Consider the following 26,726-nt stretch of genomic DNA (forward strand, 5'->3'; position numbering starts at 1 on the left):
AGTCAGTCGTCGGCCGGCGCGAGCGGCTGCGTGTCGTGTCCGAGCAGCCGATCGAGCGCGTCGACCATCGCCTCGACGCTCGCTCGTGTGATGTCGGCTTCGCTGCGGGCGACGGTCACGGAGCGATCGTCGCGGACCATCGTCACCTCGACGGTGACGACGGCGTCCGTGCCGCCGGTGACGGCATCGACGTGGTAGGACTCGAGTTCGGCGTCGGCCATCGAGCCCAGCGCCTCCCGCACCGCGGAGACGGCGGCGTCGACCGGACCCGATCCGGTGCCGCTCGCGACCCGTTCCTCGCCGTCGACCTCGAGGCGGATGCTCGCGGTCGGAACCGCGCCCCCGCTGGTCGCGGTGAGGTCGAGCAGTTCGACGACGCGCTCGCGGTCGTCGCCAGTGACGTCCTCGGCGATCGCGAGCAGGTCGGCGTCGGTCACCCGGCGACCGCGGTCGCCGAGTTCGGTGACACGGGTGGCGATCTCGGCGACCTCGTCGCCGTCGGCCTCGACGCCGTGTTCCTCGAGCGTCGCTGCGACGCCGGCCCGGCCGGTGTGTTTGCCGAGCGCAAGCCGTCGCTCGCGCCCGACGGTCTCGGGCGCGTAGGGCTCGTACATCTTGTCGTCTTTCAGCGTGCCGTCGGTGTGGATCCCGCTCTCGTGGGTGAAGGCGTTCTCGCCGACGACGGCCTTGTTCGGCGGCAGCGGGACGCCCGTCGCCCGCGAGACCCGCTGTGCGAGGTCGTACAGCTCCTCGAGTTCCACGGTGTGGACGCCGTAGACGTGCTCGAGAGCGATCGCGACCTCCTCTAGGGCGACGTTGCCGGCCCGCTCGCCCAGTCCGTTGACGGTACAGTGGACCAGGTCCGCGCCCGCCGAGACCGCCGAAATCGCGTTCGCGACGCCCAGCCCCAGATCGTCGTGGGTGTGGGCGCTGACGGGACCAAGTTCGGCCAGCCTGGAGACCGCCTCGGCGGTGCGCTCGGGACCCGTGTGGCCGACGGTGTCGGCGAAGCAGGTCCGGTCGGCGCCCGCATCGAGGGCGGTTCCCATCAGCTCCTCGAGGTAGTCCAGATCGGCCCGGGAGCCGTCCTCGCCGATGACCTCGACCCAGAGGTCGTGGTCGGTCGCGTACTCGACGAGTTCCGCGGTCTTCGCGAGGTTGTCCTCGCGGGAGGTGCCGACCTTCCCCTCGACGTGGCGGTCGCTGGCGGGGACGACGACGTGGACGCCGTCGACGTCACAGTCGAGCGCGAGGTCGACGTCGCCTTTCATTCCGCGACAGAAACTCGTCACGCGGGCGTCGAGGTCGAGGTCGGTCACCCGCGAGATCGCCTGTCGCTCGCCCGCGCCCGTACAGGCGCTGCCGGCCTCGATGACCGACACGCCGGCTCGCTCGAGCCCGCGGGCGATCTCGACTTTCTCGTCGGGGGAGAGCGAGACACCCGGGGCTTGTTCGCCGTCGCGAAGCGTCGTATCGAGAAGGCGCACTGTACGGTCGGCTGCGATCGTCTGTTCCGGAGTCGTAGTCACGAAGGAGGGGTTATCTCGGCCCTGGAATTTCGCGCCCAGCCGGGTTGCCCCGACTTCCTCTATCCTCGGACTCCGGCGTTGAGAACGAATCTCGTGCCATCGTATCACGACCTATTCGGACGGGGCGACTTAACCTCGCCGGTCTCGGCACCATCTGCATCCGTCGGCGCCACCGTCGAGCCGTCGTCGCCGTTCGACGCGAGGACCCCAACGACCATCGCCCCTCTCGACGTAGGCGAGGACATGGACCCCACGCTGGAGCCGCTCGCGCGGTCGCTCCGTGCGGCGCCCGTCGTCGATCGCGACGGCTACGACTACTTCGTCCACGGCGTCACCGACGGGATTCCGATCGTCGAGCCCGAGGTTCTCGAGGCGGTCGTCGCCGGCTTCCGCGAGCGGATCGACTTCGCGGACGTCGACGTCCTCGTCGCGCCCGAGGCGATGGGGATCCACCACGCCACGGCGCTCTCGACGGCGACGGGAGTCCCCTTCGTCGTCGTCCGCAAGCGCTCCTACGGGTTCCCGGACGAGGTCGCGATCCACCAGGAGACTGGCTACGGCGAGAGCGAACTCTTCCTGAACGGGGTCGAAGCGGGCGACCGGGCCGTCCTCGTCGACGACGTTCTCTCGACGGGCCACACGATCGAGGCCGTCTGCGAGGCCCTCGAGGCCGTCGACGCGGAGCTCGTCGACGTCGCGGTCGTCCTCCGGCGCGTCGACCGCGACCGCGAGGGGTTCGACAGGTCGGTGACGGCGCTGTTCGACGTCCGGGTTGTCGACGGCGCGCTCGAGGTCGTCGAGTAGTCAGGCCGGCTCGAGGACCAGTTCGTCGCCGGGCTCGACGCCGTCGGCCGCCCCTGCGGGCAGCTCGAGCAATAGGTCGGCCTCGCTGCGGGCGATCCCCCGCCAGGGTCGCAGCCGTTCGACGCGCTCGACGACGCCGTCGACGACCCAGATCACGTCCAGCGGGACGAAGACGAACAGCATGTGGACGTCGCGGGGCCGCGCCGATCCGAACCGGAACGCCAGCGCGTACTCCTCGGGCAGCGAACGGCGGAACATGAGCCCGCGGAGCTGAGCGAGCGCGGAGTCGGCCGTCTCGACGGTCGCGGCCAGCTGGCGGGCGGCACCGGATTTCGGGTGGTGGCGCAGTCGCACGACCTCGAGTGCCCGCTGCGAGGGCAAAAACTTCCCGTGAAACTCGAGCGGTGAGTGGCGAGGGGTTGAAACGTCGCGCTCGCCAACGGGACGGCGATGGAGAAAACGCCGCGAGGAACGTCCGTCGGCGTCGACGACCCCTACGCGTTCGCCGGCGTCTGCGACCGCTGCACCGACGACGGGCGGTGTCGGTACGCCTTCGAACGGCCCGACGCCGACCCCACCTTCGCCCGCGAGCGGGCAGCCGAGGAGTACGCCTGTCCCGTCCACGACCCCGAGCGCGAGGAGACGCCGGCCGACTGCCCCCACTTCCGGTCGCGAAACCGCGACCGCGAGTGCGTGCGCTGCGGCCTCGAGCAGAAGCGCCTGGCCCACGACGACGAGCGACCGCTGCTCGAGGAACACCACCTCTCGTACGCCGACGGGAGCGGATCGACGGCCGGAAGCGAGAGTCCCACCGCCGAAGCCGAGGACGAGGACGAACTCTCCCACGAGATCACGGTCTACCTCTGTCGGTGGTGTCACTCGAAGGTCCACTCCTCGTGGGCCCGAATCACCGACGACGTCGCACCGGAGCCGGAAGCGGTCGCCGAGCTCGAGGGCCGACGCGGGCGCGAGCTGGACGAACTGGGGTTCGAGTCGGCGGCCGAACGATACGGCGCCGACGAGTGAGCATCCCGCTGTGGATCGGCGAACGCAGCCACACGATCGTACCAGAACGTGCGACCGACGCCAGAACGCGTCTCAGTTGTTTCCGCGCGGCAGGATGTCGCCAACGCGTCGCGGTTCGCCCTGCAGGTTCGGCTGCTCGGCGACGATCTTGAGCACTTCGTGGTCGGTCACGTCGTAGTAGGATTTCTCGGTGGCTTCCTCGATGAGTTCCCGCTCGAGGCGGAACTCGGTGCCTTCGTACACGACGTCGACACCCTCGTCGTCGAACGCAAGCGTCGTCATGAGCGCCAGTAGGAGACGGGGTGGTAAAAACCGGACGGCTGTACTCGCGGGCACCCCACCGTCGCGCCCGCCGTCGAATCGCGCGACCTTTATTACCTGCCGATCACATTGGTTGCGAACGTGGCGTTTCGCAGGGATCCGCTCGACGAACTCGTCGTTCCCGACGGGACCGAAGCCAAGGAGGTCGCCCTCGAGACCGACGGGGACGTCCTCGTCGGCGCCCGCTCGTCTATCGAGTTCGGCGTCCGCGGCCGGAACGTTCTCGCGGGCGAGAGCGTCGAGTTCGGCGGGGACATCGAGGCCGAAGCGGACTGCCGGCTGGACATGTGGTGTGACGTCGCCGACAACGTGCTGGTCGGCCAGGACGCCTACATCGGCGAGCGAGTCCACATCGGCGGCGAGATGAAGGTCGCCGGCGACCTCGATATCGGCGACGACGTCGAGATCGACGAGGGGTTCGAGGCCAACGGCTGGATCGTCATCCGGAACCCGATGCCGACGATCGTCTTCCTCTTTGTCTACCTCAAACAGCTCCTGCTGATCGGCGAGGAGGACGCCGCCCAGCGGCTCGTCTCTCAGCTCGTCGACGACGACGAGGACGAAGATACGGAACCGACTCCCGACCCGCTGATCGTCCCCCGCAACGCGACGGTAAGCGACGACGCCTGGCGGGTCTCGACGCCCGCGACGATCGGCGACGGCTGTCGGCTCCACGGCAACATCCGTGCCGAGTCGATCGACGTCGGCGAGGACTGCAATATCTTCGGCAGCCTCCGGGCACGAGAGGACGTCTCGGTCGGCGAGGGGACCCGCATCCACGGCGATCTGACCACCCGCAGCGGCGACGTCGTCGTCGAGCCCGGCGCGCGGATCCTCGGCGACGTTTCCTGTAGCGACCTCGAGCTGGGTCCGGGCGCCGAGGTCGACGGCTCGATCCGGGCCGACGGCGAGATCACGATGAGGACTTCCGAGCGCGACCTCGAGTAGGGAACTCGGGAGCAGGTCGGACGGATGCTCGAACGTCGAACCGCTTCCAGGGTCGCACACTCGATCATCTAACGGGTCGTTCCGGTGGTTCTCGGAGTCCTCGCCCGATCGGATTCGGTCGTCTCGGAGCGGTTTTCGACCGTTCTCTCTCCCGGCGATTCCTACCCCGCATTCTTAATAGTGTCAGCTGCGTTAGCACGAGTCGAGTATGGTGCGAGAGATCAACTATCAAAGAGGGGTGAAATCGTGCGATCGATCGTGTTGACGAAGGGCGTACCGGACTTCTCGGAGGGTGCGGTCTCCTTCGACGAGGACGGCCACCTGGAACGGGGGAAGACGCCGACGGTGATGAACCCGAACGACGCGTTCGCGCTCGAGGCCGCGCTCCAGACGCGGGTGCGCCACGGCGGTCACGTCAGCGGCATGAGCATGGGACCGCCCGGATACACGAGCGTGCTCGAGGAGGCGATGGAGTCGGTGTACACCGACGACAGCTACCTGCTGTCGGACCGCGAGCTGGCGGCCTCCGACACGTGGGCGACGGCGATCACGCTCAGTTCGGGGATCGAAAAGTACCGGGAGGAGGTCGCCGACGTCGACCTCGTCTTCGCGGGCTTCAAGACCGCCGACGGGGAGACCGGCCAGACGGGTCCCCAGACCTGCTGGGCGCTCGAGTGGCCGATCGTCACCCACGTCATCGCGCTGGATATCGACCCGGACGAGCGCCGGCTGCGGGCGAAGCGGCTGGTCGAGGGCGACGTCGACGAGATCGAGACCGTCGAGGCGCCCCTCCCCTGCGTGGTCATCACCGATCCGGAGTTCGAGCCCACCTACCGGAAAGCGTCCCACCGGCTGACCCACAAGGAACTTCGGGCCGAAACGCAGGAACGGGCCGCCGACCACGACGAGCACCTGACGACGTGGGACCACGTCGACCTGAACCTCGATCCCGACTACATCGGGCTCGACGGCTCGCCGACGATCGTCTCCTCGGTCGACCCGATCCCGAAGGCGCCCTCCGAACGGGAGGCGACGATGATCGATCCCGAGGACGGCGCGGCGATGGAACCGGTTCTCGAGGAACTACAGCCGTTCGCTGGAGGTGACTGACGATGGCACTCGATCCCGACGAGTACGCGGCCGACGAACTGGGCGAGGAACTCGAGACGCTCGACGACGTCGACGAAATCCAGGCGGTGCTGGAAGCCGAACAGGCGGGGAAGGACCGCAAGACCGCCCGCGAGGCGATCCACCGCCGGCTCGAGGAACTCGACGAGACGGGCGGCGACGGCGTCGAGGAGGGAACCGAGACGGAAGGCGAGTACGAGGAGACCAAAGAGGACGTCGGCGACGAGGCGGAGGGCGAGGAAATGGACGAGATCGGCGAGGACGTCGAAGACACCGACGAGAGCGACGAGCCGACGACCGAGGACGACGGCGACGAAGACGAGTCGACGGTCGAGGAGGAAGAAGACGACGACCTCTCGCATCCGACGCGGGACAAGAAACACGTCAGGGCGCTCGAGGGCGGCGAGTACGCCGACATGTGGGTGTTCTGCGAGACCCAGGGGGGCGAACTGCTCGAGGTCTCCCGGGAGATGCTGGGGAAGGCCCGGGAGTTGATGGACCAGTTCGAGGACGATTACGGTGACGACGAGCGGGTCGTCGCGTTTCTGATGGGCGACGACTGCGAGGACCTGGCCGAGGAGACGATCGCCTACGGCGCCGACGTCGCGGTCTACCACGACGACCGGAGGTTGGAACGGTTCCTCCACAAGCCCTACACGGAGATCGCGGCCCACATGGCCCGCGGTCAGGGAACCGTCGAGAGCACCGACTGGCGCGAGTACGACGAGCCCCGCTACGTCCTGTTCCCGGCGACGAACAACGGGCGGGACCTCTCGGCGAAGGTGCAGGCGGAACTCGACTCCGGGCTCGCCTCCGACTGTTCGGACCTCTACATCGAGGAGAACGAGGTCTCCAATCCGGTGAAGACGGGCGAACCGGGCGTCAAGAAGACCTTCGAGAAGGTCCTGCACATGAAACGACCCGACTTCTCGGGGTTCGAGTACTCGACGATCCTCTGTCTCGACAATCCAGGTCGGGACTTCCACCCACAGGGTGCCTCGATCATCCCGGGTAGCTTCGACCCGATCGAACCCGATTACGAGCGGGAGGGACTCGTGGTCGAACACGACATGGAACTCGACGAGGACTGGGTCCGCGTCGAGATCACCGAGCACGACCGGCTCGAGGCCGGGATCGACCTCGCGGGGCACGAGGTGATCGTCTGTCTGGGTCGGGGGATCGCCGACGATCCCACCCGCGGGATGGAACTCGGGCTCGATCTCGTCGACGCCTTCGAGGACGCCGAACTCGGCATCACCCGGGGGATCGTCACCTCGGCCTACCAGTTCGAGGGTCACGTCGAGGAGTACTCGAAGGAGGAACGCCAGATCGGCGAGACCGGCCAGGTCGTCGCGCCCGACGTCTACATCGCCGCGGGCGTCTCCGGGGCGGTCCAGCACAAGGTCGGCATGGACGAATCGGATACGATCGTCGCGATCAACACGGACCCCGACGCCAGGATCCGGGACTTCAGCGACTACTACATCGAGGGCGACCTGTTCGAGGTCCTCCCCAGACTCACTTCGGCGGTCGAATCCGGGGAGACGAGGCTCGAGGCGATCGCCGACGGAAGCGGAGGTGAGGACCGATGACCGAACGGGAGCACTACGAGGCCGTCGTCGTCGGCTGCGGTCCCGGCGGCGCCGCCGCTGCCGCCAGGCTCGCCGAGCACGGCGTCGAGACGCTCGTCCTCGAGCGGGGCGTCGAAGCCGGCTCGAAGAACGTCTCCGGCGGGCTGGTCTACGCCGAGGACTCGGCTCCTTACACGATCGACGACCTGTTCGACGGCTTCCGCGAGGCGGCCGCCGAACGCCCGGTCACGGACTACCGGATCCACAACATCGCCGGCGACAAGGTCAAGACCTACGACCTGACCGACCTCCACGAGCACGACACCGACTGGTGTGACGCCGTGCTCCGCCGGAAGATGGACTCCTGGCTCGAGCAACGAGTCCACGAGAAGACCAGCGAGACGGGCGGGGGCGTCCTGACGAACGTCCGGGTGAACGGCCTTCTCCGAGAGGGGGGAGAGATCGTCGGCGTCACCTGCGACGAACTGGATCCGATCGAGGCCGACCTGATCGTCGCCGCCGACGGCGTCAACTCCGAGCTGGCCCGCGAGGCCGGCCTCATGGACTGGGAGGAGCCCGACGAGTGGTTCCAGGGCGTCAAGGCGGTCGTCGATATGGATCCCGACGCGGTCAACCACCGGTTCGGGATCGACGACGACGAGGGCGTCGCCCACCTGTTCTCGGGCGACCTCTTCGAGGACGTCCGCGGCGGTGGCTTTCTCTACACCAACGAGGAGTCGCTGTCGATCGGGACCGTCTTCCACCTCGACAGTCTCGTTGCCGAGCAGGCCGAACCCCACGAGCTGCTCGACGCCCTACTGACCCACCCCGTGATGGCCCACTGGATCGGCGACGGCTACGAGGAGCGGGAGTACGCCGCGAAGCTCGTCCCCGATTCGAAGAAGGTCGCCCATCGCGAGCCTTACCGGGATCGTCTGATGCTGGTCGGGGACGCCGCCGGCCAGATGCAGGCACAGGGCCCGATCATCAAGGGGATGAACCACGCCGTCACGGCCGGCGCGCTCGCGGCCGACGCCTTCGCGATCACGCGGGGTAACGCCGACCCCGAGGCCGCGGGCCGGCGCTACGCGAAGCTGCTCGAGGACTCGGGGACGATGGCCAAACTCCGCCCCAAACAGTACGACCTCGCCCGAGCCGTCGGCGAGCGCGACGTCGTCACGAACGCCGTCGACCGCGTGCTCGAGTCCCCGCTCGGAAGCGTCGCGCTCGGGAACTCGCTCGCCGACCGCGTCCTCGAGCGGGCGTACAACTCGCCGTTCCTGGTGTCGATGCTGCCCGACACGCGCACCGGGTACACGACGGTGCCGACGGTGATCGGCGAGGCCCGCGGGAAGAGCATCCGCTGGAAGAACGACGCCGAGCCGCCGAGCCTCGAGGAACGGATCGGCGACCTCACCTACGACACGGACGTCGGCAACCCCCACATCGAGCTTCGCGACGACTCCGCCGAAGCGAGCGGGGCCGCCGTCTACGCCTGCCCCGTCAGCGCCGAGGAGTTCGGCGGGGGCTGTTACCGCACGGAGCAAGTGAAGACGAACGGCGACGAGGAGACCGTCGTCAGCCTCGACACCCAGCCCTGCGTGGAGTGTGGCACCTGCGCGATCGTCGCCGACACCGCCTGGGAGCACCCCCGGGGCGGGAAGGGCGTCGAGTACCGCGAAGGGTGATGAGCCGGTACGGACCCAGGATCGCCGCGCTCGCCCGGCGGGCCGAACGCGACCGAGCGGCACTCGAGGCGGGCGAGGCGGCCGCCGACTCCGAGCGCGCTCGCGAGTACCTCCGCGAGGGCGCGGGCCAGGCGATCTGGTGTTACGTCGAGGCCCGGACCGGGGGACGGCTCGTCGCGTTCTCGGAAGCCGAGTTCGCGGCCATAGAGCGGGCGATGAACGACTGGCTCGAGTGCTACGCGCGGTGTCACGGCGTCGAACTCGAGGCCGAGTTCACGGTCCGCCAGGCCGCCGAGCTGTTGCTCGAGACGCGAAACGTCGTCGACACGGCCCAGCTACTGACGGGCGTCCCGGAGCGACGAAACCGATCGGCGAGGGCGAGCCGGTAGCAGGCGGCGCCGCGAGGCCACGGCTCGCCGACGGTACCTCGAGCAGTGACCGAGAGAGCCGAACGGCCGTCAGTCGGAACAGGTCGCCTTGATCGTCGACCGATCGACGGTTTCGCCCGTCCAGCGCGCGTACAGGTCGTAGCGCACGCCGGACGGCGGTTCCGACCCGTGCCGCCAGGTGATCGTCGCCTCGGCCTCGGTGACCGCCGTTGCGGCTCGGATGGTTCCGTCCGCCGCTCTGATCTCGACGAGGTCGACCGAATCGGGGTCGGTCTCGAGGACGACGCTGATCCCGAAGTCGGTCACCGAATCCGCCGTGAGGCGTTCGGATCGAACCGTCAGTTGACTGATCGCCTCGGTTTCGAACGGCGCCTCGTTCGGGAACGAACACTCCGTGCTCGACTCGCTGGACGCTCGTCCGAGACAGCCGCCGGTTACGGCGGCAGTAACGGTTGCGCTACCGCCGAGTACGTGACGTCGACTAACGGATCGGAGTTCGGTCATCCGGGAGTCGAAGTAACTCGTCTCCCGACAAGAACTTTCAGTCGAATATCGTTTCGACAAGCCGAACGCGAGATCGAGTCAGTAGATGAGTTCGTCGTCGTTCTCGACCATGTAGAGGGTGCGGGCGGCGATGTTGACCGCGTGGTCGCCGACCCGCTCGAGGTCCCGGATCGTCAACAGGAGCCGCGAGACGTCCTGGAGGATCCGCTCGACCTCGTCGGGCGAGTCGAGTTCCCGCTCGATCAGGTCCCGGACGACGACTTCGCTGGCTCGCTCGGCGAAGTGGTCGACGTCGTCGTCGCGGTCGGCGAGTTCCCGGCAGGCGTCGGTGTCCTCCTCGTCGTAGGCGAGCATCGCGTCCTCGATCATCTCGAGGGTCAGTTCTCCCATCGCCTGGACGTCGACGTCAGGGAACCGGTCGTGTTCAGCCTCGTGGGTGTACTCGCCGAGGTTGACCGCGAGGTCGCCGATTCGCTCTAAGTCGGTGATAATCTTGAACGTCGAGGCGATAAACCGCAAGTCGCTGGCGACGGGCTGTTGGAGCGCCAGCAGCTCGATACACTCCTGCTCGAGATTGAGGTACAGTTCGTTGACCTCGCGGTCGCCCTCCATCACCTCGTCGGCGAGTTCCGTGTCCTTCTGCTCGAGGGCGGACAGCCCCATGCGGAGCCGCTCCATGACGACCTCGCTCATGTAGAGGACGTCCTCGCGCAGCTCCGCGAGTTTCTCCTGATACGACTTTCTGGCCATACCAGACACAGTTCGTCCCGTCTTGATGTAGCTTGCGCCTGGGATACCCCCGTCTCGGCCGCGAGCCGAAGCGTACGGGACCGAGTCGAGCGGTTTCGATCCCGCGCCCGACTGTGGCTGTCCGGACTGTGGTGATCCGCGGTCGATGGACTTTCTCGATAAGTACCTGACAGTCTGGATCTTCCTCGCGATAGGGATCGGCGTCGGTCTCGGCTACGTCGCGCCCGGCATCGTCGAGCCGATCCAGGAGTACCACCTCGTCGAAATCGGGCTGATCGCGATGATGTACCCGCCGCTGGCGAAGGTCAACTACGGACGGCTCCCGCGGGTGTTCAGCGCGTGGCGAGTGCTCAGTCTCAGCCTCATCCAGAACTGGCTGATCGGACCGACGCTGATGTTCCTGCTGGCCGTGATCTTCTTCAGCGGGCTCGTGCCGCCGTTCCCGGCCCACCCCGAGTACTTCCTCGGGTTGATTTTCATCGGGATGGCCCGCTGTATCGCGATGGTGCTGGTCTGGAACGACCTCGCGGACGGCTCGAGCGAGTACGTCGCCGGACTGGTCGCGTTCAACAGCGTCTTCTAGATCGTTACCTACGGGGTGTACATCTGGTTCTTCGCGCTGTTCCTCCCGCCGCTTCTGGGAATGGACGCGCTCGTCGCCGGCATCGGCACCTTCGACATCACCGTCACCCAGGTGTTCTGGGCGATCGCGATCTTCCTCGGTATTCCGTTCGCTGGCGGGATCCTGACTCGATTCGGCGGCGTCCGATCGAAAGGTGAGGAGTGGTACGAGGAGGAGTTCGTCCCGAAGATCAGTCCGGTCACGCTGATCGCCCTCCTCTTTACGGTGATCGTCATGTTCGCGACGCAGGGGGACAACATCCTCGACCAGCCGACCGACGTCCTCTGGATCGCCGTTCCGCTGACGATCTACTTCGTCGTCATGTTCCTCGTGAGCTTCGCGATGGGATGGGGGATCGGCGCCGACTACTCCACGACGACGGCCATCGGCTTTACCGCCGTCTCGAACAACTTCGAACTCGCCATCTCCGTCGCCGTCGCGGTGTTCGGCGTCGGTTCCGGGGTGGCGTTCGCGACCGTCATCGGGCCGCTGATCGAAGTCCCGGTGTTGCTCGCGCTGGTCAACGTCGCGATCTACTCCCAGCAGAAGTTCGACTGGGCCGGCTACGAGACCGGGCAGTTGACCGAACCGACGGCGACGATCGACGACTCGACACCGAAGATGGCCACCGACCACGACTGATACGGATTGCTGTACCGATGTCCCGGCGCAACCGCCGACCGGGTCTCGGTTGCGCCGGAACTGACGTACAGTAAACCGTATGAATCTATGACGATCCAGACACTCCTGATTCCGACCGACGGTAGCGACCGAGTAAAAAAGCGAGACGGCCGACGAATCGGCCGTGACGGATCAGCCGAACTTGCCGGTGATGTAGTCCTCGACGCGGTCGCTCTGGGGGTTCTCGAAGATCTTGTTGGTGTCGTCGAACTCGACGAGCTTCCCGCCGGTGAGGAAGACGGCGGTCTTATCGGAGATCCTGGCCGCCTGCTGCATGTTGTGGGTGACGATCACGACGGTGTACTCCTGGGCGAGTTCCTCGACTAAGTCCTCGATCTTCGAGGTTGCGACCGGATCGAGCGCCGAGGCGGGCTCGTCCATCAGAATCACTTCGGGGTCGGTCGCGATGGCGCGGGCGATACAGAGGCGCTGCTGTTGGCCGCCCGAGAGATCGAGGCCGCTCGAGTCGAGTTGATCCTCGACCTCGTCGATGAGTGCGGCGCGCTCGAGAGCTTTGTGAACCTTCTCTTCGACGTCGTCGTCTTTTCCCTGGACGCGTAGTCCGTAGGCGACGTTGTCGAAGATCGACTTGGGGAAGGGATTCGGCTTCTGGAAGACCATCCCGATCTTCCGGCGCAGGGCGACGGGGTCGACGTCCTCGTCGTAGATGTTCTTCCCGTGGAAGTGGAGATCGCCCTCGACGCGGGCGACGTCGATCAGGTCGTTCATGCGGTTGATCGACCGCAGGAAGGTGGACTTCCCACAGCCCGAGGGACCGATGAGGGCCGTCACCTGCTTTTCGGGGATGTCCATGGTGATTCCCTGGAGGGCCTGCGTGTCGCCGTAGAAGACGTCGAGGTCCCGGGACTCGATGATCGCGCGGTCGACTCGGGGCGAGCCGAGCGGCCTGTCGGCGGCCGACATCTCGACGCCGGAGTCGGCCTCGGCCGTCCGTTCGGGTGCTGTCGTCTCGACCGCCTCCGAGCCGCTGTTTGCAGTCATACCGGTTGTCTCGGCATTGGTGCTGAGCAAGTTACGTATTGCGAAACGACCGCGGTCCGACCCGATAGACGTGACCGCCGATCGCAGCGTCGTTCGTCGGTCGCTCGTCTCGTCGCTCATCGGTTCGACGGAGGCGCGGCGTTGCTAAATACCGTACTATGTCCTCTATATAGAGCTATAGTACTCTTCGGAGAAGCCGAGCCAATACAGGGAACTCTCTTGTGACAAAAACCGAAACGGCTGGATCGACCGACAGCATTGACGGCTACGCCCGTCGATCGTACTTGTTTCGAATGTAGATCGCCGTCGCGTTCATCAACAGGAGGACGGTGAGGAGAACGATGATCCCGGCGGCGGCGACGTGCTGGAAGTCACCTTCCGGGGCTTTCGCCCACTCGAAGATCTGCATCGGCATCGCCGCGAACGATCCCAGCGGGTTCGTCAGACTCGGCGGAGCGAACATCGACGTCGCCGCGCCAACCATGATGATCGGCGCCGTCTCGCCGATCGCCCGGGACAGCGAGAGGATGATCCCGGTCATGATGCCCGGAATCGCCTCGGGGAGCACGACGTTGCGGATCGTCTGCCACTGCGTCGCGCCGGTGCCATAGGAGGCCTGGCGCATCGAGTCCGGAACCGCCCGCAGCGCCTCCTGAGTCTGGACGATGACGATCGGCAGGATCAGCAGCGTCAGCGTCAGCGCACCGGCCAGCAGGCTCGAGCCCGTCCCGATCGCCCTGACGAACAGGGCGAGCCCGAGCAGTCCGTAGACGATCGACGGGACGCCCGCGAGGTTCGCGATGTTGGCCTCGATAAACCGCGTCAGCAGGCTCTCACTGGCGTACTCCTCGAGGTAGATCGCGGCGCCGACCCCGAGCACGAGCGTGAAGACGGCCGTCATCGCGATGAGGTAGATTGAGCCGACGATCGCCGGGTACATTCCGCCGGGGCCGGTCGGCAGGTCGCCGTAGTTCGACGGATCGTAGTGTTCGACCAGGTAGGAGGGTGGGTAGGTCAGGAACTCCCAGGTGAGCCACCCCCACGCCTCGTAGACGACGTCTGCGACGAGCGCGATCAGCGCGACGATCCCGACCATCGTGGCGAGTATGCAGGCGCCGAGGAAGAGTCGGCCGTAGCGGCGCATTCGGCGGATCGACTCGTCCTCGCCCCCGAAGCCGTCGATTTCTGTCGGCGTGCTCATTGGTACTCCTCCCGGTAGCGGGATCGAATCCACATGCTACCGACGTTCATCAGAAACGTCATCACGAACAGCGTGAGCCCGATCGCGAACAGGCTCATGTAGCCGATCGAACCGACCGACGCGTCGCCGGTCCCGATCTCGACCATGTAGGCGGTCATCGTCTGCATCTCGGCGAACGGGCTGGCCGTGATCTGTGGCAGCATGCCGACGGCCAGCGTCACCGCCATCGTCTCGCCGATCGCCCGCGAGATCGCGAGGACGTACGCCGCGAGGATCCCCGACAGCGACGCCGGCAACACGACCTGCGTCGACACCTCGAACTTCGTTGCGCCGAGCCCGTAGGCCGCGTTCCGAAGCGAGTCCGGCACCGAACTCATCGCGTCCTCGGAGATCGACGACACCATCGGAATGATCATGATCCCGACGACGATCGCCCCCGAAAGCGCGTTGAACGTGCCGACGTCCGGGTGGAAGAACTGGATGATCGGCGTGATAAACGAGAGCGCGAAGAAGCCGTAGACGATCGTCGGAATCCCGGCGAGAACCTCGAGCGTCGGTTTGACGCTCCGGCGAACCCGCTCGTCGGCGTACTCCGCGAGGTAGATCGCCGTCAGCGTGCCGACCGGAATCGCGATCAGCGCGGAGCCGACCGTGATGACCATCGTCCCCCACACGAGCGGTAACACGCCGAAGTCCGGGTTCGCCGCGTCTCGAGGGTTCCACTCGGTTCCGGTCAGGTACTCGACGATCGAAACCTCGGCGAAGAAGTCGATCGCGCCGTCGACCAGGACCGCGATGATCGCGAGCGTCGTCAGCACGGTGACGAGCGCACACGAGAAGAAGATCCACTTCGCGGCCCTGTCGACGACGGTGCCGACGTCGTTGCTCTCGCGGCTAAGATCGACCGGTTCGGTGCTCATCTGCCTTCCCTCCCGGTTTCGGCGTCGTTCATCGGTATGCCTCCGTCAGTTCGTCGAGTTTGGCGTGTTGTTCGTCGATCGTCTCGTCGGGAACCGCGTAGAACCCGACCTCGCGAGCCGTCTCCTGGGTGTTGTCCAGGTAAAATCGCAGGAACTCCCGAACGGCGGGGCGCTCGAGTTCGTCCTCGCGGACGTAGAGGTACATGGGTCGCGACAGCGGCTCGTAGCTCCCGTCCTCGATCGTCTCGGGTTCGGGGTAGACACAGCCCTCGCCGTTGTCAACCGCGATCAGCCCGAGGTCGTCCTCGTTCTCGTAATAGTACCCCGCGCCGCCGAACCCGATCGCGTTCCGATTGCCGCTCACGCCGCGGACGATCGCGTTCGTGTCCGGCGTTCCGCTGTAGTCGTTGCGGATGTCCCCGACAGTCCCGTTGATCGTCTCCGTAAAGTAATCGAACGTTCCCGACGCGGAGTCCCGACCGTACAGCGAGATCTCCTCGTCGGGCCAGTCGTCGTCCAGATCCTGCCAGGTCTCGACGTCGGAGCCACGCTGCCACAGCTCGCGAAGCTGGTCGGTCGTCAGACAGTCACACCAGTCGTTCTCGGGGTGTTTCATGAGCGCCAGCCCGTCCCGAACCACCTCGAGCTGAAACCAGTTGACGCCGTTCGCATCGCACAGCTCGGTTTCGTCGTCGGCGATCTCGCGACTCGCGTTCTGCAGCGCCGTTTCGCCGCGACAGAACTGCTGGAACCCGGCGCCGGTCCCCGATCCCCTGACGGGGATCTGTACCTGGTTGTTCTCCCAGACGAACATCTCGGCGACGAGCGCGCTGTTCGGCAACAGCGTATTCGAACCGTCGACGACGATCTCGCCCTCGAGACCGCTGTCCTGGCCGCGGACGAGACAGCCAGCCGTCCCCGCCAGCCCTGCGCTGGCGGCGCCGAGCAGCACGTGGCGACGCGAAACCGCGCCGCCAGAATCCGATCTCGGGTCGTTTCCCATCGGGTGACTCTATAGCCGATGGCGTCTAAGTACCCTACTATGTTCTCTATATACTCCTATGTTCGACACCGGTTCCCAGTGTCAGCGAACCCACAGAGCGGGACGAACGCACCGAATAGCCGCCGATAAAAGACCTAGACCGATCTGTGACGCCTCTATAGATCAGTGTCGTTTATACGGTCAGAACCGAACGCACGGGTATGGAGACGCGCAAGGTGCAGGTGACCGGCGGCTCTACGTACACGGTCTCGCTGCCGAAACAGTGGGCGACGGAAAACGGCGTCAGCGCCGGCACGACCGTCGAGTGTTACCCCGAGGAGGACTCGCTGCTGCTCACGCCGGCCAGCGAGACCGACCGTCAGGAGGGGACCCTCGACGTCTCGGATCTCGAGGGCGAGCGACTCACTCGGGCGGTGATGACGATGTACGTCAGCGGGTTCGACATCATCCGCCTCGAGGCGACCCGGATCACGACCGACCAGCGCCGGGCGATCCGCGACGCGACCCAGAGTCTCGTCGGTGTCGAGGTCTTAGAGGAGACGACCGACAGCGTCGTTATCCAGGACTTACTCGACTCCTCCGAACTCTCGATCGTCAACGCCGTCTCCCGGATGCGCCTGATCGCGACCTCGATGCTCGAGGACGCCGTCACGGCCCTCGTCGAGAACGACGACGACATCGCCCAGGACGTCATCGAGCGCGACGACGACGTCGACCGGCTCTGGCTGGTCGTCTCGCGGATCTTCCGGGCGACGCTTCGCTCCCCGCGGGCGGCCGAGGAGCTCGGCGTCCCTCGAGAGGACTGTTTCGACTTCCACTCGAGCGCCCGCCAGCTGGAACGCGTCGCCGACCACGCCGCCAAGATTTCCAATCTCGCGCTCAAGCTCGATGCGATCCCCGAGGACGCCGCCGAGGCGCTGATCGCCCTGCGGACCGACGCCGCCGACGTCCTCGAGAAGGCGATGGACGCGCTGTTCGCCGAGGAGACCGACGAGGCCAACCGGCTCGGACACGCCGCCCGCGAGGCCGTCCTCGATATCGACGAACACACCCGCTACATCGACGACATCCTCCGGGACCTCGAGCCGGTGCAGGCCCAGTCGCTTGGACTGATCGTGGACTCGCTGTCCAGAAGCGCCGACTACGGTGGCAACATCGCCGAGACGGCGTTACAGAAGGCGGCACCGCGTCCCTGATACGGTCTGCTGTAACGATTTACCGATGCAACCGCAGGACGGTTCGCGGTTGCACCGGAAATGACTTACAGCAGTCCGTATGACTCCGAGTCCCGGCCCGAACCGCGGCCCCACACCGTCGTCTCCGGTACGGATCCGTACTGTCCGAACGGGTCGGGTACGGAGGGATCGATACCACAACTAGCAATCGCTTTCTTCGGACCTCGCCTCCGATCGGACGTGGCACTCGGTGCCAGACCGACCATGCACGAACCCACGACTTCCGACGGCAGAACGACCAGCGAGCGATCGACGGGCGCTACCCCCTCGAGACCGACGTGCGAGCGACTCGTGGCCGTCGTCGTCAGCGAGGAGAACAGGCAGGATCGGCTGACCGTCTATCCGGCGGGCGGCTCGAACGACGTGACGCGGACGGCGTGGCTGACCGCGACCGCGGACGCGTTCGTCGACCTCGATGCGTGGCGGTGAGCCGCTTCGATTCGCGGCGCCGTCGCTTGGCGAAGCGAGTATCCGAGAGAACGGTCGTGCAGTCTACTCGAGGAGAACGGCGTTGACCTGACCGGTCTGACCGGGTCGGGACGTCACGCGGGCCTGGCCCTCGGAGGTCTCGATGACGGCACCCTTCGTGATGATGTTCCGTCGGACGTAGTTCGGGTTGGCGTCGTTCTCGACGACGTCCTCGATCTCCGCGGTGACGGTCTCGCCACCCTCGTTGACGCTCGCGACGTTCGTCGCGAGGGCGCGGGTCTTCGTGTTGCTACCGCGAACGTCGACGACGCGGAACCGGGGCTCGCCGACCTGGGTCTCGGTCGGGAGTCGACCGAGTTCGTTCTTGCGGCGCTTTCGGACGTTCTTCAGTCGGCCACCGGTTCGCTTGCGCGTGGAGCGTCCCTGGTTTTGCATACCCGGACAACGGCCCGGCGGATACTTGAATCCACGCTTTCGGATCGACCGCCGATTCCGGCCGGCTGACGCTCACTCCTCCGGGACCAGACAGTAGGCGTGGCCCGGCTCCTCGAGGATCGTCTCCGCATCGTCGTCCCAGTAGTTCGTGAAGACCCCCCGCTCGGCGTAGTAGATCCGGCCGTCGTGGGGAACCGGCGCGCTCGTGACGTGGCCGCGGTTCTGCACCCGCCAGCGCCGTTCCCCCGTTTCCTTGTCCAGCGCGTAGAGGTACGAGTCGTAGGAGCCGACGAGGATCGTCCCGGCGGTGGCGGTCACCGCGCCGATGATCGAGCCGTTGACGTCGGTCGACCACAGCTCCTCGCCGGTCTCGCAGTCGATGGCGTAGACGTGGTCGTCGTTGCTCCCGGTGTAGACGACGTCTTCCTCCGGATCGAGGGCGGGATTGGCCATTGATCGGTTCTCGAACTCGAAGGTCCACTCCTCGGTGCCGTCCTCGAGGTCGATGCAGTGGAAGCGCTCGTCCCAGGAGCCGACGTAGCCGTAGCCGTCGTGGGCCGCGATCGTCCCCTTGATCTCCGCGCCGAGGTTGAACTCGCCGCCGGCTTTCGCCTCGCCGTCGGGGCCGTCCTCGCCGCCGGTCTGGTACTCCCAGGCGAACTCGAGGGAGGGGAACTCCCAGCAGTAGACGACGCCGTCGTTCGAGCCCGCACAGATCCGGCCCGTCTCGAGGTCGACCGTCGGCGAGGGGTGGGGCTGGCCCCAGATGCGGTCGTCGTGCCAGGTCGGCTCGCCGGTCGCCGCGTCGAACGTCCACAGCGCCCCCGAGGAGGGGCTGCCGTACTCGGCGATCACGTACAGCGTCCCGTCGTAGTAAGCTGGACTCGAGCCGATCGCCAGCGTCCCCTCGAGTTCGTGGGCGCGGGTTCGCCAGACGATTTCTCCGGTCTCGACGTCGATGGCGTACAGGTCGCCGTCGTAGCCGCCGATGTAGGCGGTGTCGCCGACGATCGCGGGCGAGCCGTGGAATCCGAGGTCCGTCGCACCGGTTTCGGTCAGCCAGCGGGGTTCGCCCGAGGGCTGGACGCCGTGGACGAATCCGGTGTCGCCGGCGATCACGATCGTGTCGCCGTCGGGCGTCGGCAGGGGGCTCGACTTCGCGGCGGTGTGGCCGACGTTGTTGATCGGGAACGACCAGTTGACGCTGACCGAATCGGGGACGGTCTCGTCGGGATAGTAGCCGAGCCGTCGCAGTCCGCGCCGGAACATCGTCACGTCGTCGTCGGGGTGGGTCGCGTACGTCGAGACGTCGTCGGCGACGTCCGGTTCGTCGCCGTTCGCGCCGGGCTCGTCGTCGTCCGTCGGCTCCCACAGGGCACAGCCCGCGAGCCCTGCGGTCGCGGCGACGCCCGCGGTCTGGAGGAACCGTCTGCGAGGACGCGAGTCGTTCGATTCGGGATCGGCGACCGGAGACTGCGATCGGTGTGACATGGCGGGAGGCTCTGTGAAAATTCGAGGAAGCGATCCCACAAAAGAATCTCGGTGTTCGGTCTCGGGCTCGCGAACTCGAGGGCGCCCGGGCTCCCGGCCGTTCGACTACTCGTCTTGCTGGGCGTCGACGACCGCCACGCCCGCCAGGTTGACGATGTCTTTGACCTCGTCGCCCCGCTGGAGGACGTGAACTGGTTCGTCCATCCCGACGAGCATCGGACCGATGGCCTCCGCGCCGCCCAGGCGCTGGAGCAGCTTGTAACCGATGTTGCCGGCCTCGAGGTTCGGGAAGACGAGCACGTTCGCCGGCTCCTCGAGTTCGGAGAAGCCGTAGGTTCCCTCGAGGATCTCCTCGACGACGGCGGTGTCGGCCTGCATCTCGCCGTCGACGGGGAAGTCGACCTCGGGGTCGTCCTGGAGCCGGGCCGCGGCCCGACGTGGTTTGCGGGTCCCCTCGTTGTTGACGCTGCCGAAGTTCGAGTACGACAGCAGGGCCGCCCGGGGCTCGACGTTGAACCTGCGGGCGAGCTTGCCGGTCTGTTTGGTCACCTCCTCGAGGACGTCCGCGTCGGGGTTCTGGTTGACCGTCGCGTCCGCGATGAAGATCACGCGGTTCTTGAACGTCAGCATGTAGACTCCGGCGGCGTAGTCGACGTCGTCGGCGGTGCCGATCACCTGTAAGGGCGGGCGCAGCGCGGAGGGGTAGTGATACGAGAGGCCGGTCAGCAGGGCGTCGGCGTCGCCCTGTTCGACCATCACGCTGCCGAAGTAGTTCGAGTCGGTGGCGATCAGCTCGCCGGCCTCGGTTCGGGTGATCCCCTTTCGCTGGCGCAGCTCGTGCAGTCGGTCGGCGTAGGCCTCGTAGTCGCCGACTGCGGGGTCGGCGACCTGGGGCTCGAAGTCGAGTCCGAGGTTCGCTGCGGTCTGGCGGATCTCGCTCTCGTCGCCGATGAGGATCGGCATCGCGATCCCCTGCTCCTGGATCTGGTAGGCCGCTCGGATCATCTTCTCGTTCTCGCCCTCCGCCAGAGCGACCCGCTTGGGGTCGCTTTTGGCCTTGTTCAGGACGACCCGCATCATCTCGCGGGACTTGCCCAGCCGGGCCTCGAGCTGTTCTTCGTACTCCTCGAGGTCGATCTCGGTGCGGGCGGCGCCGCTTTCCATCGCTGCCTCGGCGACGGCGGGGGCGACCCGGAACAGCACGCGCGGGTCGACCGGCTTCGGGATGATGTAGTCGGGGCCGTACTGCAGTGGCTCGTCGCCGTAGGCCTTGACGACGGCGTCGGGGACGTCCTCGCGGGCGAGCTGGGCCAGCGCGCGGGCGCAGGCGACTTTCATCTCCTCGTTGATCTCGGTTGCCCGGACGTCGAGTGCTCCTCGGAAAATGAAGGGGAATCCGAGGACGTTGTTGACCTGATTCGGGTAGTCCGACCGACCGGTCGCCATGATTACCGTGTCGTCACGGGCAGCCTTGGCCTCCTCGTAACCGATCTCGGGATCGGGGTTGGCCATCGCGAAGATGATCGGATCCTCGTTCATCGAGCGGACCATCTCCTGGGAGACGATCCCGCCCGCCGAGAGGCCGACCAGCACGTCCGCTCCCTCCATCGCGTCCGCGAGGTCGCCCTCGGGCAGGTCGCGGGCGAACTCCTGTTTGTACTCGTTGACGTCGCCGGCTTCGGCCCGGCGTGCGGTGATGATCCCCGAGGAGTCACACATCGTGATGTTCTCCCGTCGGACCCCCAGCGAGACGTAAAAGCGGGCCGTCGCGATCGCGCTCGCGCCCGCACCCGAGAACACGACCTCGAGGTCCTCGAGCGCCTTCCCCGCGATGTCGGCGGCGTTGACGAGCGCGGCCCCGGAGATGATGGCGGTCCCGTGCTGGTCGTCGTGGAAGACGGGGATGTCCATCTCCTCGCCGAGCCGTTCCTCGATGGTGAAACACTCGGGCGCCTTGATGTCCTCTAAGTTGATCCCGCCGAAGGTCGGCCCCATCATCTTCGTGGCCGTAATGAGCTCCTCGGGGTCGGCCTCGTCGAGTTCGATGTCGAAGACGTCGATGTCGGCGAACCGTTTGAACAGCACCCCCTTCCCCTCCATGACCGGTTTCGACGCCGCTGCGCCGATGTCACCGAGGCCTAACACCGCCGACCCGTTCGAGACGACCCCGACGAGGTTCCCCTTCGCCGTGTAGGTGTACGAATCCGCCTCGTCGTCGGCGATTTCCATACACGGAGCGGCGACGCCCGGCGAGTACGCGAGCGAGAGATCCCGCTGTGTATTCGTCGGTTTCGTCGTCGATATTTCGATCTTTCCCGGCGGATCCGTCCGGTGATACTCCAGTGAGTCCTCGTCGAGTCCCATACCGGTGGGACTGTGGGGCACCACTAAAAACAATGTGAAAGGCACAATCGACGATCGTCGAACTACCGCTCGAGCGCGTCGGGATCGTCGCGTTCGCGGAGTCGACCGTTTTATACGCACCGCTCCAGTGGGTTGAGTATGGACGTCGCGCTTGGTGGGACGTTCGACCCCGTTCACGACGGCCATCGCCGGCTGTTCGAACGGGCGTTCGAACTCGGGGACGTAACCGTCGGACTCACGACTGACGAACTCGCGCCGAAGACTCGACACGTCGAGCGACACGTCAACACCTTCGAGGAGCGAAAGCGAACCCTCGAGGACGAGTTCGAACCTCTCGCCGAGGAGCACGACCGGGCGTTCGAGGTCCGGCCCCTCGAGGAGTCGACGGGGATCGCGACCGAACCGCAGTTCGACTACCTGGTCGTCTCCCCGGAGACGATCGAGGGCGGCAAGCGGATCAACGAACTCCGCTACGAGCGCGGCCACGACCCCCTCGAGATCGTCGTCGTCCCGCACGCGTTAGCCGACGACGGCGACATCATCTCGAGTACTCGCATCGTCGAGGGGGAGATCGACGAGCACGGCGCGGTTCTCGAGGACGACGCCGAACCGGAGCAGCACTGATCCGTTCCGATTCGTTCAGCAAATCCGTCAGCTTCCGTTCGGAAATCCGACCGTTCAGTCGGGTTTCGGCTCCGTATCGTACACTTACGAGCGACAGGATCGGTGAAACGGTCCTTACCAGCGGGGCGGCTCGAGTCCGGCCTCCTCGAGGAGTTCCTTCCAGTGAGACTGGATCGAGAGCCGGGAGACGTCCGCGGCCTCAGCGACGTCGCTCTGGGTTCGGCCGTCGCTGGCGACCAACGATCCCGCGTAGAGACTCGCCGCCAGCGTCGCCCGCTTCGAGCGGTCGGCCTCGGGCACGTCGAGCAGGAACAGCTCCGACGCGCACGATCGCGCCTCGCTCGAGAGCTCCAGTCGGTCGGCGGCCTGCTCGAGTTCCTCGAGCCAGGGTTCGTACTCGACGCGATCCCGGGCGCTGTGCATACGCCGTTGTACCCGTTCGGTCGGAATAAACCTACGGCCCCGAGACGGGGTCGCCGCTCGAGCGGTAATCCCGGCCCACCGGATCGGTTCGCGCTCCCAATAGCCGGCTAGGCGCGGCAACTTTCGGCTACGAACGACTCAACGAACCGGCCGTTCTCCGCGGATTTCACTAGGACGCGACTACTAAAGCCCCGCTCCGCTGAACCCTGGATCGACGTCCGTCGCTCCGACCGGGCCGGCCGTCCGTCTCCCATGAAAGAACCAACATGCAAGCTGGTGTGTACCGGGTGCGGCCTCGAGATGCCGTACCGGGATCGGTCCCTGGCCGAGCAGGCGGCCGAACTCCACCAGCTTCGCGACGCAGAACACGTCACCTTCATCGTTCCGCCGGACTGGTCGCCCGAGGAGCCGGTCAAACACGAGTGAGCCGGATCGACAGCTTCTTACTCGATTCGCGAAAACCAGGGAACGAGCGCGGGTAGCCAAGCTAGGCCAACGGCGCAGCGCTTAGGACGCTGTCCCGTAGGGGTCCGCCGGTTCGAATCCGGTCCCGCGCATTGCTGTCGCGAGCAAACTCGCGAGCGACAGCAATCGTACGGCCGGTTCGAACGAGAGAAGACGCGCGCAGCGACGCGAGCACGTCTTCGCGTGGTTCGAATCCGGTCCCGCGCACTGAGCGAGGAGACGCATCGCGACGAGGATTCTACTCGCCGAATGGATCTTCGTAGTCGTTCCGGATGAAGTACCGGACCCAGTTGCCGTAGAGACGATCAGCGGGATGGGCTGCAACCTGTTCGAAGCGAACGATCCCTTCCTCGTCGACGACGTACACGCCCGAGATCCCGGTGAGGCCATGGCTCGTCTCTTCGGTACCGCTGTACTGGTTGGCGACCTCACCGTCCGGATCGGCGTACAGTTGGATCTCGAGGTCGTACCGATCGCGCATTTCGGTGACGCGTGACAGCGGATCGGTCACGACCGGCAGGATATCGACGCTGTCGTTGAACCAGAGGTCATAGGAGACCTCGCTAAAGGTCTGGAGCTGTTCAGCACAGAAGCTACACCAGTGACCGCGGTTGATAACGACGACGGCTGGACCGTCCTCGAGTCGGTCCGAAAGTGCCACCTCGTCACCGGCGGTGCTTGGAAGCGTAAAGTCGGGCGCTCGGTCGCCTTCTAATCCCATACGCCACCGAGGGCCTACAGCGGAATATGACTGTGGGACGGGATTGGACACGTTCGTGTCTCGGTGAACGAGTGGCACTGACGTTCTCGACTGAAACGTCACCGTAACGCAACCGGAATCAACTACTAGCGTCCGACCAACGATTGAGCATGGCACTTCTCGAGTACATCCCACCCGATGTCGAGGACAAACAAATACAGGAGCTGCTCGAGGCCGACGCCGACGTATACGGCCGGCCCTCGCTTTTTGCTCGGATAGTGGCACACAACCCGACCGTTCTCGAAGCCCGTCAGGAATACGTCGGTTCGCTCACGGAATCGGGAGCCCTCGATGCGACTGAGTCGGAGCTGGCGTACGTGACCGTCGCCGCCGAGAACGAATGTTCGTACTGCGTCGCCAGCCACACTGAGCGGCTGGTCGAACACGTCGGGATGTCGCGTGACATGGTCGAGATGATCGTCACGGACGAGGTGACCGAGACGGAGTTCAGCGATCGCGAGCGGGCAATCATCTCGTTCGCTCGTGCGGCCGCATCGGATCCGAAGCGGGTCTCGGATTCCGATATCGAGGTCCTTCGAGACGCGGAATTCGACACCGAGGACATCGTTGAGCTGGCCGTGATCGTCGGAACGGCAGTTTCGGCGAACGTGATCGCCGATACGCTCAACATACTCCCGCAGGATCAGTCCACGCTTGATGAATACGAGTCCTGATACGGTGGCAGCGAGATTCGAAGCAGGACAAAAGAGGCCGTTTGGTTACTATACACCTGGTCATGGTCCAGTCAACGGTCTCGTGGACTTCCCCGCTGGGAGAACACGTCTCGAGGCTATCCCTGGCACGTGGGTGGTAAACGAATCACGACCAGGTGTATACCACTCTTTATCATGGCTGGGGCGGACAGACACCAACAACGCACGAAGGGCCCGTAACTATCCGCTCAATAGATCAGAATACCGCTCATTCGGCGACGAACCACAGGAGTCCAAACGACAGCGCGAGAACAACACTCACTACCGCGATGGCCGGGAAAGCCGCAACAACTCCCCAGCGTGTCGATAGGATGCCGAACACCGTTGGACCACTCGCACTGCCGATCGCCGATCCCGTCTGGATGACACCAAATAAACTGCCACTCGAGGTCGCCTCGGCCTGCTGGGAGACCATTGCGTTCTTGACGGGATAGCTAGCGTACATTCCTGCCCCGATAACGGCGAACCAGACTGCCAGAATCGCGGTGAGGAGTTCGATCGGGAGTCCCTCGAGAAAGGTCGTCGCGAGCGTGGCTGCCACGAGCGCGGCGGTGGCCAGCGACGCGGCGATACCGAGCGTCATCCGATCGAAACGATCGGCGAGGTCGCCGGCGTACAGCGACGCCAGACTGCCCCCGACCAACAACGCAAAAAATGTGACGTTGCCTGCGGCGACTGATGCGCCAGTCTCCGCGGCGACGTAGGACGTAGTATAGGTCTGGATCGCCCGATGTTGCAGTGAGAGCACAACTGTAATAAAAAAGAGTACGATGATGCTGGGTGTGATTGGCAGGTCGATCGCGTTCCGGACAGTCCTGCGAACTGACTGTTTCGACTCGCCACGGCTGCCGTCAGTCCGTACCGTCGACTCCGTTTCTTCGCCGGGCTCGTCGGCGGCACGTTCCTCGGCTGTGAGAAAGAGGTAGACGACAAGACACGTGACCAGAATACCGATCGCAGCTCCGGTCGCGAGGGCGAGTCGCCAGTCGGCGACTGCGGCGACGCCACCGACGATCACGGGCGCGGACATCGTCCCGAGTGCGCCGCCGAAGCCGAAGACACCCATCGCTTTCCCCTCCGTTTGCTCGGTTTCGTAGTCGCTGACGAGTGCCATGCCAGTCGGGTGGAACGCACTCCCGCTGATACCGGCAATCGCCTGTGCAACGAGGAGGGTTTCGTAGCTCGTTGCCAGGCTCGCTAACAGAACGCCGCCAGCCATGCCGAACAGTCCCGCAATCAGGAGCCGTTCCTTGCCGATGATGTCAGCGAGCATTCCTGCGGGCAGCTGGAACAGCGCGTACATCACAAAGAAGACCGTCACGAGAACGCCCGCCTGCCCATAGGTAATCCCGAAATCCGCGACCAACAGCGGGATGATCGGTGGAATGACGATCGAGAAAAACTCGTTGACTCCATGACCGACGGTGACTGATCCAACTGCTCGCGGTCGTCTCACGTCTCGAAGTCGTTTGACCAGCGCTGACACAGTAGTCTGCCGTAGGCAGTAACCCTACTAATAATGACGCCAAATGGGCATCTCTATCCGGGATTCCCCCTATCTTTAAACAGCGAGAGAATCCCGGCGTTTACGCCGGGCGTGAATCGCGTCACTCAACTCCACAACCCACCGGTCGATAGCAGACCGGATATGCAACGTGAATCCACACTATTAAGTAGAATTATCTACATAGGCTATGTAT

Annotated in this window: 27 protein-coding genes, 1 tRNA gene and 1 pseudogene; 14 read left to right on the top strand and 15 right to left on the bottom strand. The window is 65.5% G+C overall.

Annotated elements, in window-relative coordinates:
• Positions 1-2 precede the first annotated feature (2 nt).
• Positions 3-1,529 (bottom strand): (R)-citramalate synthase, encoded by a 1,527-nt coding sequence (locus ACNA7R_RS03500; RefSeq protein ID WP_416282153.1) that lies wholly within the window; start codon positions 1,527-1,529, stop codon positions 3-5.
• Between the two features lie 243 nt (positions 1,530-1,772).
• On the opposite strand from ACNA7R_RS03500, the gene hpt reads away from it, so the two are divergent.
• A complete protein-coding gene (gene hpt / locus ACNA7R_RS03505; protein ID WP_416282154.1) occupies positions 1,773-2,333 on the top strand; it encodes a hypoxanthine/guanine phosphoribosyltransferase in 561 nt (186 codons plus the stop codon).
• On the opposite strand, the gene ACNA7R_RS03510 is transcribed toward hpt, so the two are convergent.
• Positions 2,334-2,687 (bottom strand): DUF192 domain-containing protein, encoded by a 354-nt coding sequence (locus ACNA7R_RS03510; RefSeq protein WP_416282155.1) that lies wholly within the window; start codon positions 2,685-2,687, stop codon positions 2,334-2,336.
• 96 nt (positions 2,688-2,783) lie between these two features.
• Between ACNA7R_RS03510 and ACNA7R_RS03515 the strand changes: the two genes are divergently transcribed.
• Positions 2,784-3,359, top strand: coding sequence for a hypothetical protein (locus ACNA7R_RS03515; RefSeq protein WP_416282156.1), 576 nt, complete (start codon positions 2,784-2,786; stop codon positions 3,357-3,359).
• Between the two features lie 72 nt (positions 3,360-3,431).
• Here ACNA7R_RS03515 and ACNA7R_RS03520 read toward each other — a convergent pair whose 3' ends face one another.
• Positions 3,432-3,641, bottom strand: coding sequence for a DUF5800 family protein (locus ACNA7R_RS03520; protein ID WP_278304646.1), 210 nt, complete (start codon positions 3,639-3,641; stop codon positions 3,432-3,434).
• A gap of 120 nt (positions 3,642-3,761) precedes the next feature.
• On the opposite strand from ACNA7R_RS03520, the gene ACNA7R_RS03525 reads away from it, so the two are divergent.
• From ACNA7R_RS03525 to ACNA7R_RS03545, 5 genes are all read left to right on the top strand, one after another.
• Positions 3,762-4,628 (top strand): polymer-forming cytoskeletal protein, encoded by an 867-nt coding sequence (locus ACNA7R_RS03525; protein ID WP_416282157.1) that lies wholly within the window; start codon positions 3,762-3,764, stop codon positions 4,626-4,628.
• A gap of 246 nt (positions 4,629-4,874) precedes the next feature.
• On the top strand, positions 4,875-5,738 hold the full coding sequence (locus ACNA7R_RS03530) for an electron transfer flavoprotein subunit beta/FixA family protein (RefSeq protein WP_416282158.1): 864 nt from the start codon (positions 4,875-4,877) through the stop codon (positions 5,736-5,738).
• A 2-nt stretch (positions 5,739-5,740) separates the two neighbouring features.
• A complete protein-coding gene (locus ACNA7R_RS03535) occupies positions 5,741-7,348 on the top strand; it encodes an electron transfer flavoprotein subunit alpha/FixB family protein (RefSeq protein WP_416282159.1) in 1,608 nt (535 codons plus the stop codon).
• Positions 7,345-9,015: an FAD-dependent monooxygenase gene (locus ACNA7R_RS03540; protein ID WP_416282160.1), complete on the top strand. Its 1,671-nt coding sequence runs from the start codon at positions 7,345-7,347 to the stop codon at positions 9,013-9,015. Before ACNA7R_RS03535 ends, ACNA7R_RS03540 begins: the two co-directional genes overlap by 4 nt.
• Positions 9,015-9,404 carry a hypothetical protein gene (locus tag ACNA7R_RS03545; protein WP_416282162.1) on the top strand — a complete coding sequence of 130 codons (390 nt, stop codon included), beginning with the start codon at positions 9,015-9,017 and terminating at the stop codon, positions 9,402-9,404. The genes ACNA7R_RS03540 and ACNA7R_RS03545 overlap by 1 nt, the downstream gene beginning before the upstream one ends.
• A gap of 69 nt (positions 9,405-9,473) precedes the next feature.
• Here the strand turns inward: ACNA7R_RS03545 and ACNA7R_RS03550 are convergent, their stop codons facing one another.
• Both ACNA7R_RS03550 and phoU read right to left on the bottom strand, forming a co-directional pair.
• Complete coding sequence (locus ACNA7R_RS03550) at positions 9,474-9,710, bottom strand: hypothetical protein (protein ID WP_416282163.1); 237 nt, start codon at positions 9,708-9,710, stop codon at positions 9,474-9,476.
• A gap of 276 nt (positions 9,711-9,986) precedes the next feature.
• Positions 9,987-10,658, bottom strand: a complete 672-nt coding sequence (gene phoU, locus ACNA7R_RS03555; protein ID WP_416282164.1) for a phosphate signaling complex protein PhoU — start codon at positions 10,656-10,658, stop codon at positions 9,987-9,989.
• A gap of 145 nt (positions 10,659-10,803) precedes the next feature.
• On the opposite strand from phoU, the pseudogene arsB reads away from it, so the two are divergent.
• Positions 10,804-11,922 (top strand): annotated as a pseudogene (gene arsB, locus ACNA7R_RS03560) (ACR3 family arsenite efflux transporter).
• Positions 11,923-12,093: 171 nt separating this feature from the next.
• Here arsB and pstB read toward each other — a convergent pair.
• From pstB to ACNA7R_RS03580, 4 genes are all read right to left on the bottom strand, one after another.
• Positions 12,094-12,885: a phosphate ABC transporter ATP-binding protein PstB gene (gene pstB / locus ACNA7R_RS03565; RefSeq protein ID WP_416282181.1), complete on the bottom strand. Its 792-nt coding sequence runs from the start codon at positions 12,883-12,885 to the stop codon at positions 12,094-12,096.
• 343 nt (positions 12,886-13,228) lie between these two features.
• The gene (pstA, locus tag ACNA7R_RS03570) at positions 13,229-14,164 is read right to left on the bottom strand and encodes a phosphate ABC transporter permease PstA (protein WP_416282165.1); all 936 of its coding nucleotides are present in this window, start codon (positions 14,162-14,164) and stop codon (positions 13,229-13,231) included.
• Positions 14,161-15,084, bottom strand: coding sequence for a phosphate ABC transporter permease subunit PstC (pstC, locus tag ACNA7R_RS03575; protein ID WP_416282167.1), 924 nt, complete (start codon positions 15,082-15,084; stop codon positions 14,161-14,163). The genes pstA and pstC overlap by 4 nt, the downstream gene beginning before the upstream one ends.
• A 28-nt stretch (positions 15,085-15,112) precedes the next feature.
• Positions 15,113-16,087 carry a PstS family phosphate ABC transporter substrate-binding protein gene (locus ACNA7R_RS03580; RefSeq protein ID WP_416282168.1) on the bottom strand — a complete coding sequence of 325 codons (975 nt, stop codon included), beginning with the start codon at positions 16,085-16,087 and terminating at the stop codon, positions 15,113-15,115.
• Between the two features lie 200 nt (positions 16,088-16,287).
• Here ACNA7R_RS03580 and ACNA7R_RS03585 point away from each other — a divergent pair, with 200 nt between their 5' ends.
• Positions 16,288-17,283 (top strand): PhoU domain-containing protein, encoded by a 996-nt coding sequence (locus tag ACNA7R_RS03585; protein ID WP_416282169.1) that lies wholly within the window; start codon positions 16,288-16,290, stop codon positions 17,281-17,283.
• Between the two features lie 243 nt (positions 17,284-17,526).
• Complete coding sequence (locus ACNA7R_RS03590) at positions 17,527-17,751, top strand: hypothetical protein (RefSeq protein WP_416282170.1); 225 nt, start codon at positions 17,527-17,529, stop codon at positions 17,749-17,751.
• Positions 17,752-17,814: 63 nt separating this feature from the next.
• Here ACNA7R_RS03590 and ACNA7R_RS03595 read toward each other — a convergent pair whose 3' ends face one another.
• From ACNA7R_RS03595 to ACNA7R_RS03605, 3 genes are all read right to left on the bottom strand, one after another.
• Complete coding sequence (locus tag ACNA7R_RS03595; protein WP_416282172.1) at positions 17,815-18,186, bottom strand: 30S ribosomal protein S8e; 372 nt, start codon at positions 18,184-18,186, stop codon at positions 17,815-17,817.
• 72 nt (positions 18,187-18,258) lie between these two features.
• Positions 18,259-19,677, bottom strand: coding sequence for a PQQ-binding-like beta-propeller repeat protein (locus ACNA7R_RS03600; protein ID WP_416282173.1), 1,419 nt, complete (start codon positions 19,675-19,677; stop codon positions 18,259-18,261).
• Between the two features lie 105 nt (positions 19,678-19,782).
• A complete protein-coding gene (locus tag ACNA7R_RS03605; protein WP_416282174.1) occupies positions 19,783-22,041 on the bottom strand; it encodes an NADP-dependent malic enzyme in 2,259 nt (752 codons plus the stop codon).
• Between the two features lie 138 nt (positions 22,042-22,179).
• On the opposite strand from ACNA7R_RS03605, the gene ACNA7R_RS03610 reads away from it, so the two are divergent.
• Complete coding sequence (locus ACNA7R_RS03610; protein ID WP_416282176.1) at positions 22,180-22,665, top strand: phosphopantetheine adenylyltransferase; 486 nt, start codon at positions 22,180-22,182, stop codon at positions 22,663-22,665.
• Between the two features lie 114 nt (positions 22,666-22,779).
• On the opposite strand, the gene ACNA7R_RS03615 is transcribed toward ACNA7R_RS03610, so the two are convergent.
• Positions 22,780-23,088: a transcription initiation factor IIB family protein gene (locus tag ACNA7R_RS03615; RefSeq protein WP_416282177.1), complete on the bottom strand. Its 309-nt coding sequence runs from the start codon at positions 23,086-23,088 to the stop codon at positions 22,780-22,782.
• Between the two features lie 252 nt (positions 23,089-23,340).
• Between ACNA7R_RS03615 and ACNA7R_RS03620 the strand changes: the two genes are divergently transcribed.
• Positions 23,341-23,514 (top strand): hypothetical protein, encoded by a 174-nt coding sequence (locus ACNA7R_RS03620; protein ID WP_169330925.1) that lies wholly within the window; start codon positions 23,341-23,343, stop codon positions 23,512-23,514.
• Positions 23,515-23,560: 46 nt separating this feature from the next.
• A tRNA-Leu gene (locus ACNA7R_RS03625) sits at positions 23,561-23,645 on the top strand.
• A gap of 146 nt (positions 23,646-23,791) precedes the next feature.
• Here ACNA7R_RS03625 and ACNA7R_RS03630 read toward each other — a convergent pair.
• Positions 23,792-24,274, bottom strand: coding sequence for a peroxiredoxin family protein (locus ACNA7R_RS03630; protein ID WP_416282178.1), 483 nt, complete (start codon positions 24,272-24,274; stop codon positions 23,792-23,794).
• Positions 24,275-24,423: 149 nt separating this feature from the next.
• On the opposite strand from ACNA7R_RS03630, the gene ACNA7R_RS03635 reads away from it, so the two are divergent.
• Positions 24,424-24,987, top strand: coding sequence for a carboxymuconolactone decarboxylase family protein (locus tag ACNA7R_RS03635; protein WP_416282179.1), 564 nt, complete (start codon positions 24,424-24,426; stop codon positions 24,985-24,987).
• 247 nt (positions 24,988-25,234) lie between these two features.
• Here ACNA7R_RS03635 and ACNA7R_RS03640 read toward each other — a convergent pair whose 3' ends face one another.
• Positions 25,235-26,482, bottom strand: a complete 1,248-nt coding sequence (locus ACNA7R_RS03640; RefSeq protein ID WP_416282180.1) for an MFS transporter — start codon at positions 26,480-26,482, stop codon at positions 25,235-25,237.
• Positions 26,483-26,726: the final 244 nt, after the last annotated feature.

It is taken from the genome of Natronococcus sp. (assembly GCF_047921035.1).
GTDB lineage: Archaea > Halobacteriota > Halobacteria > Halobacteriales > Natrialbaceae > Natronococcus.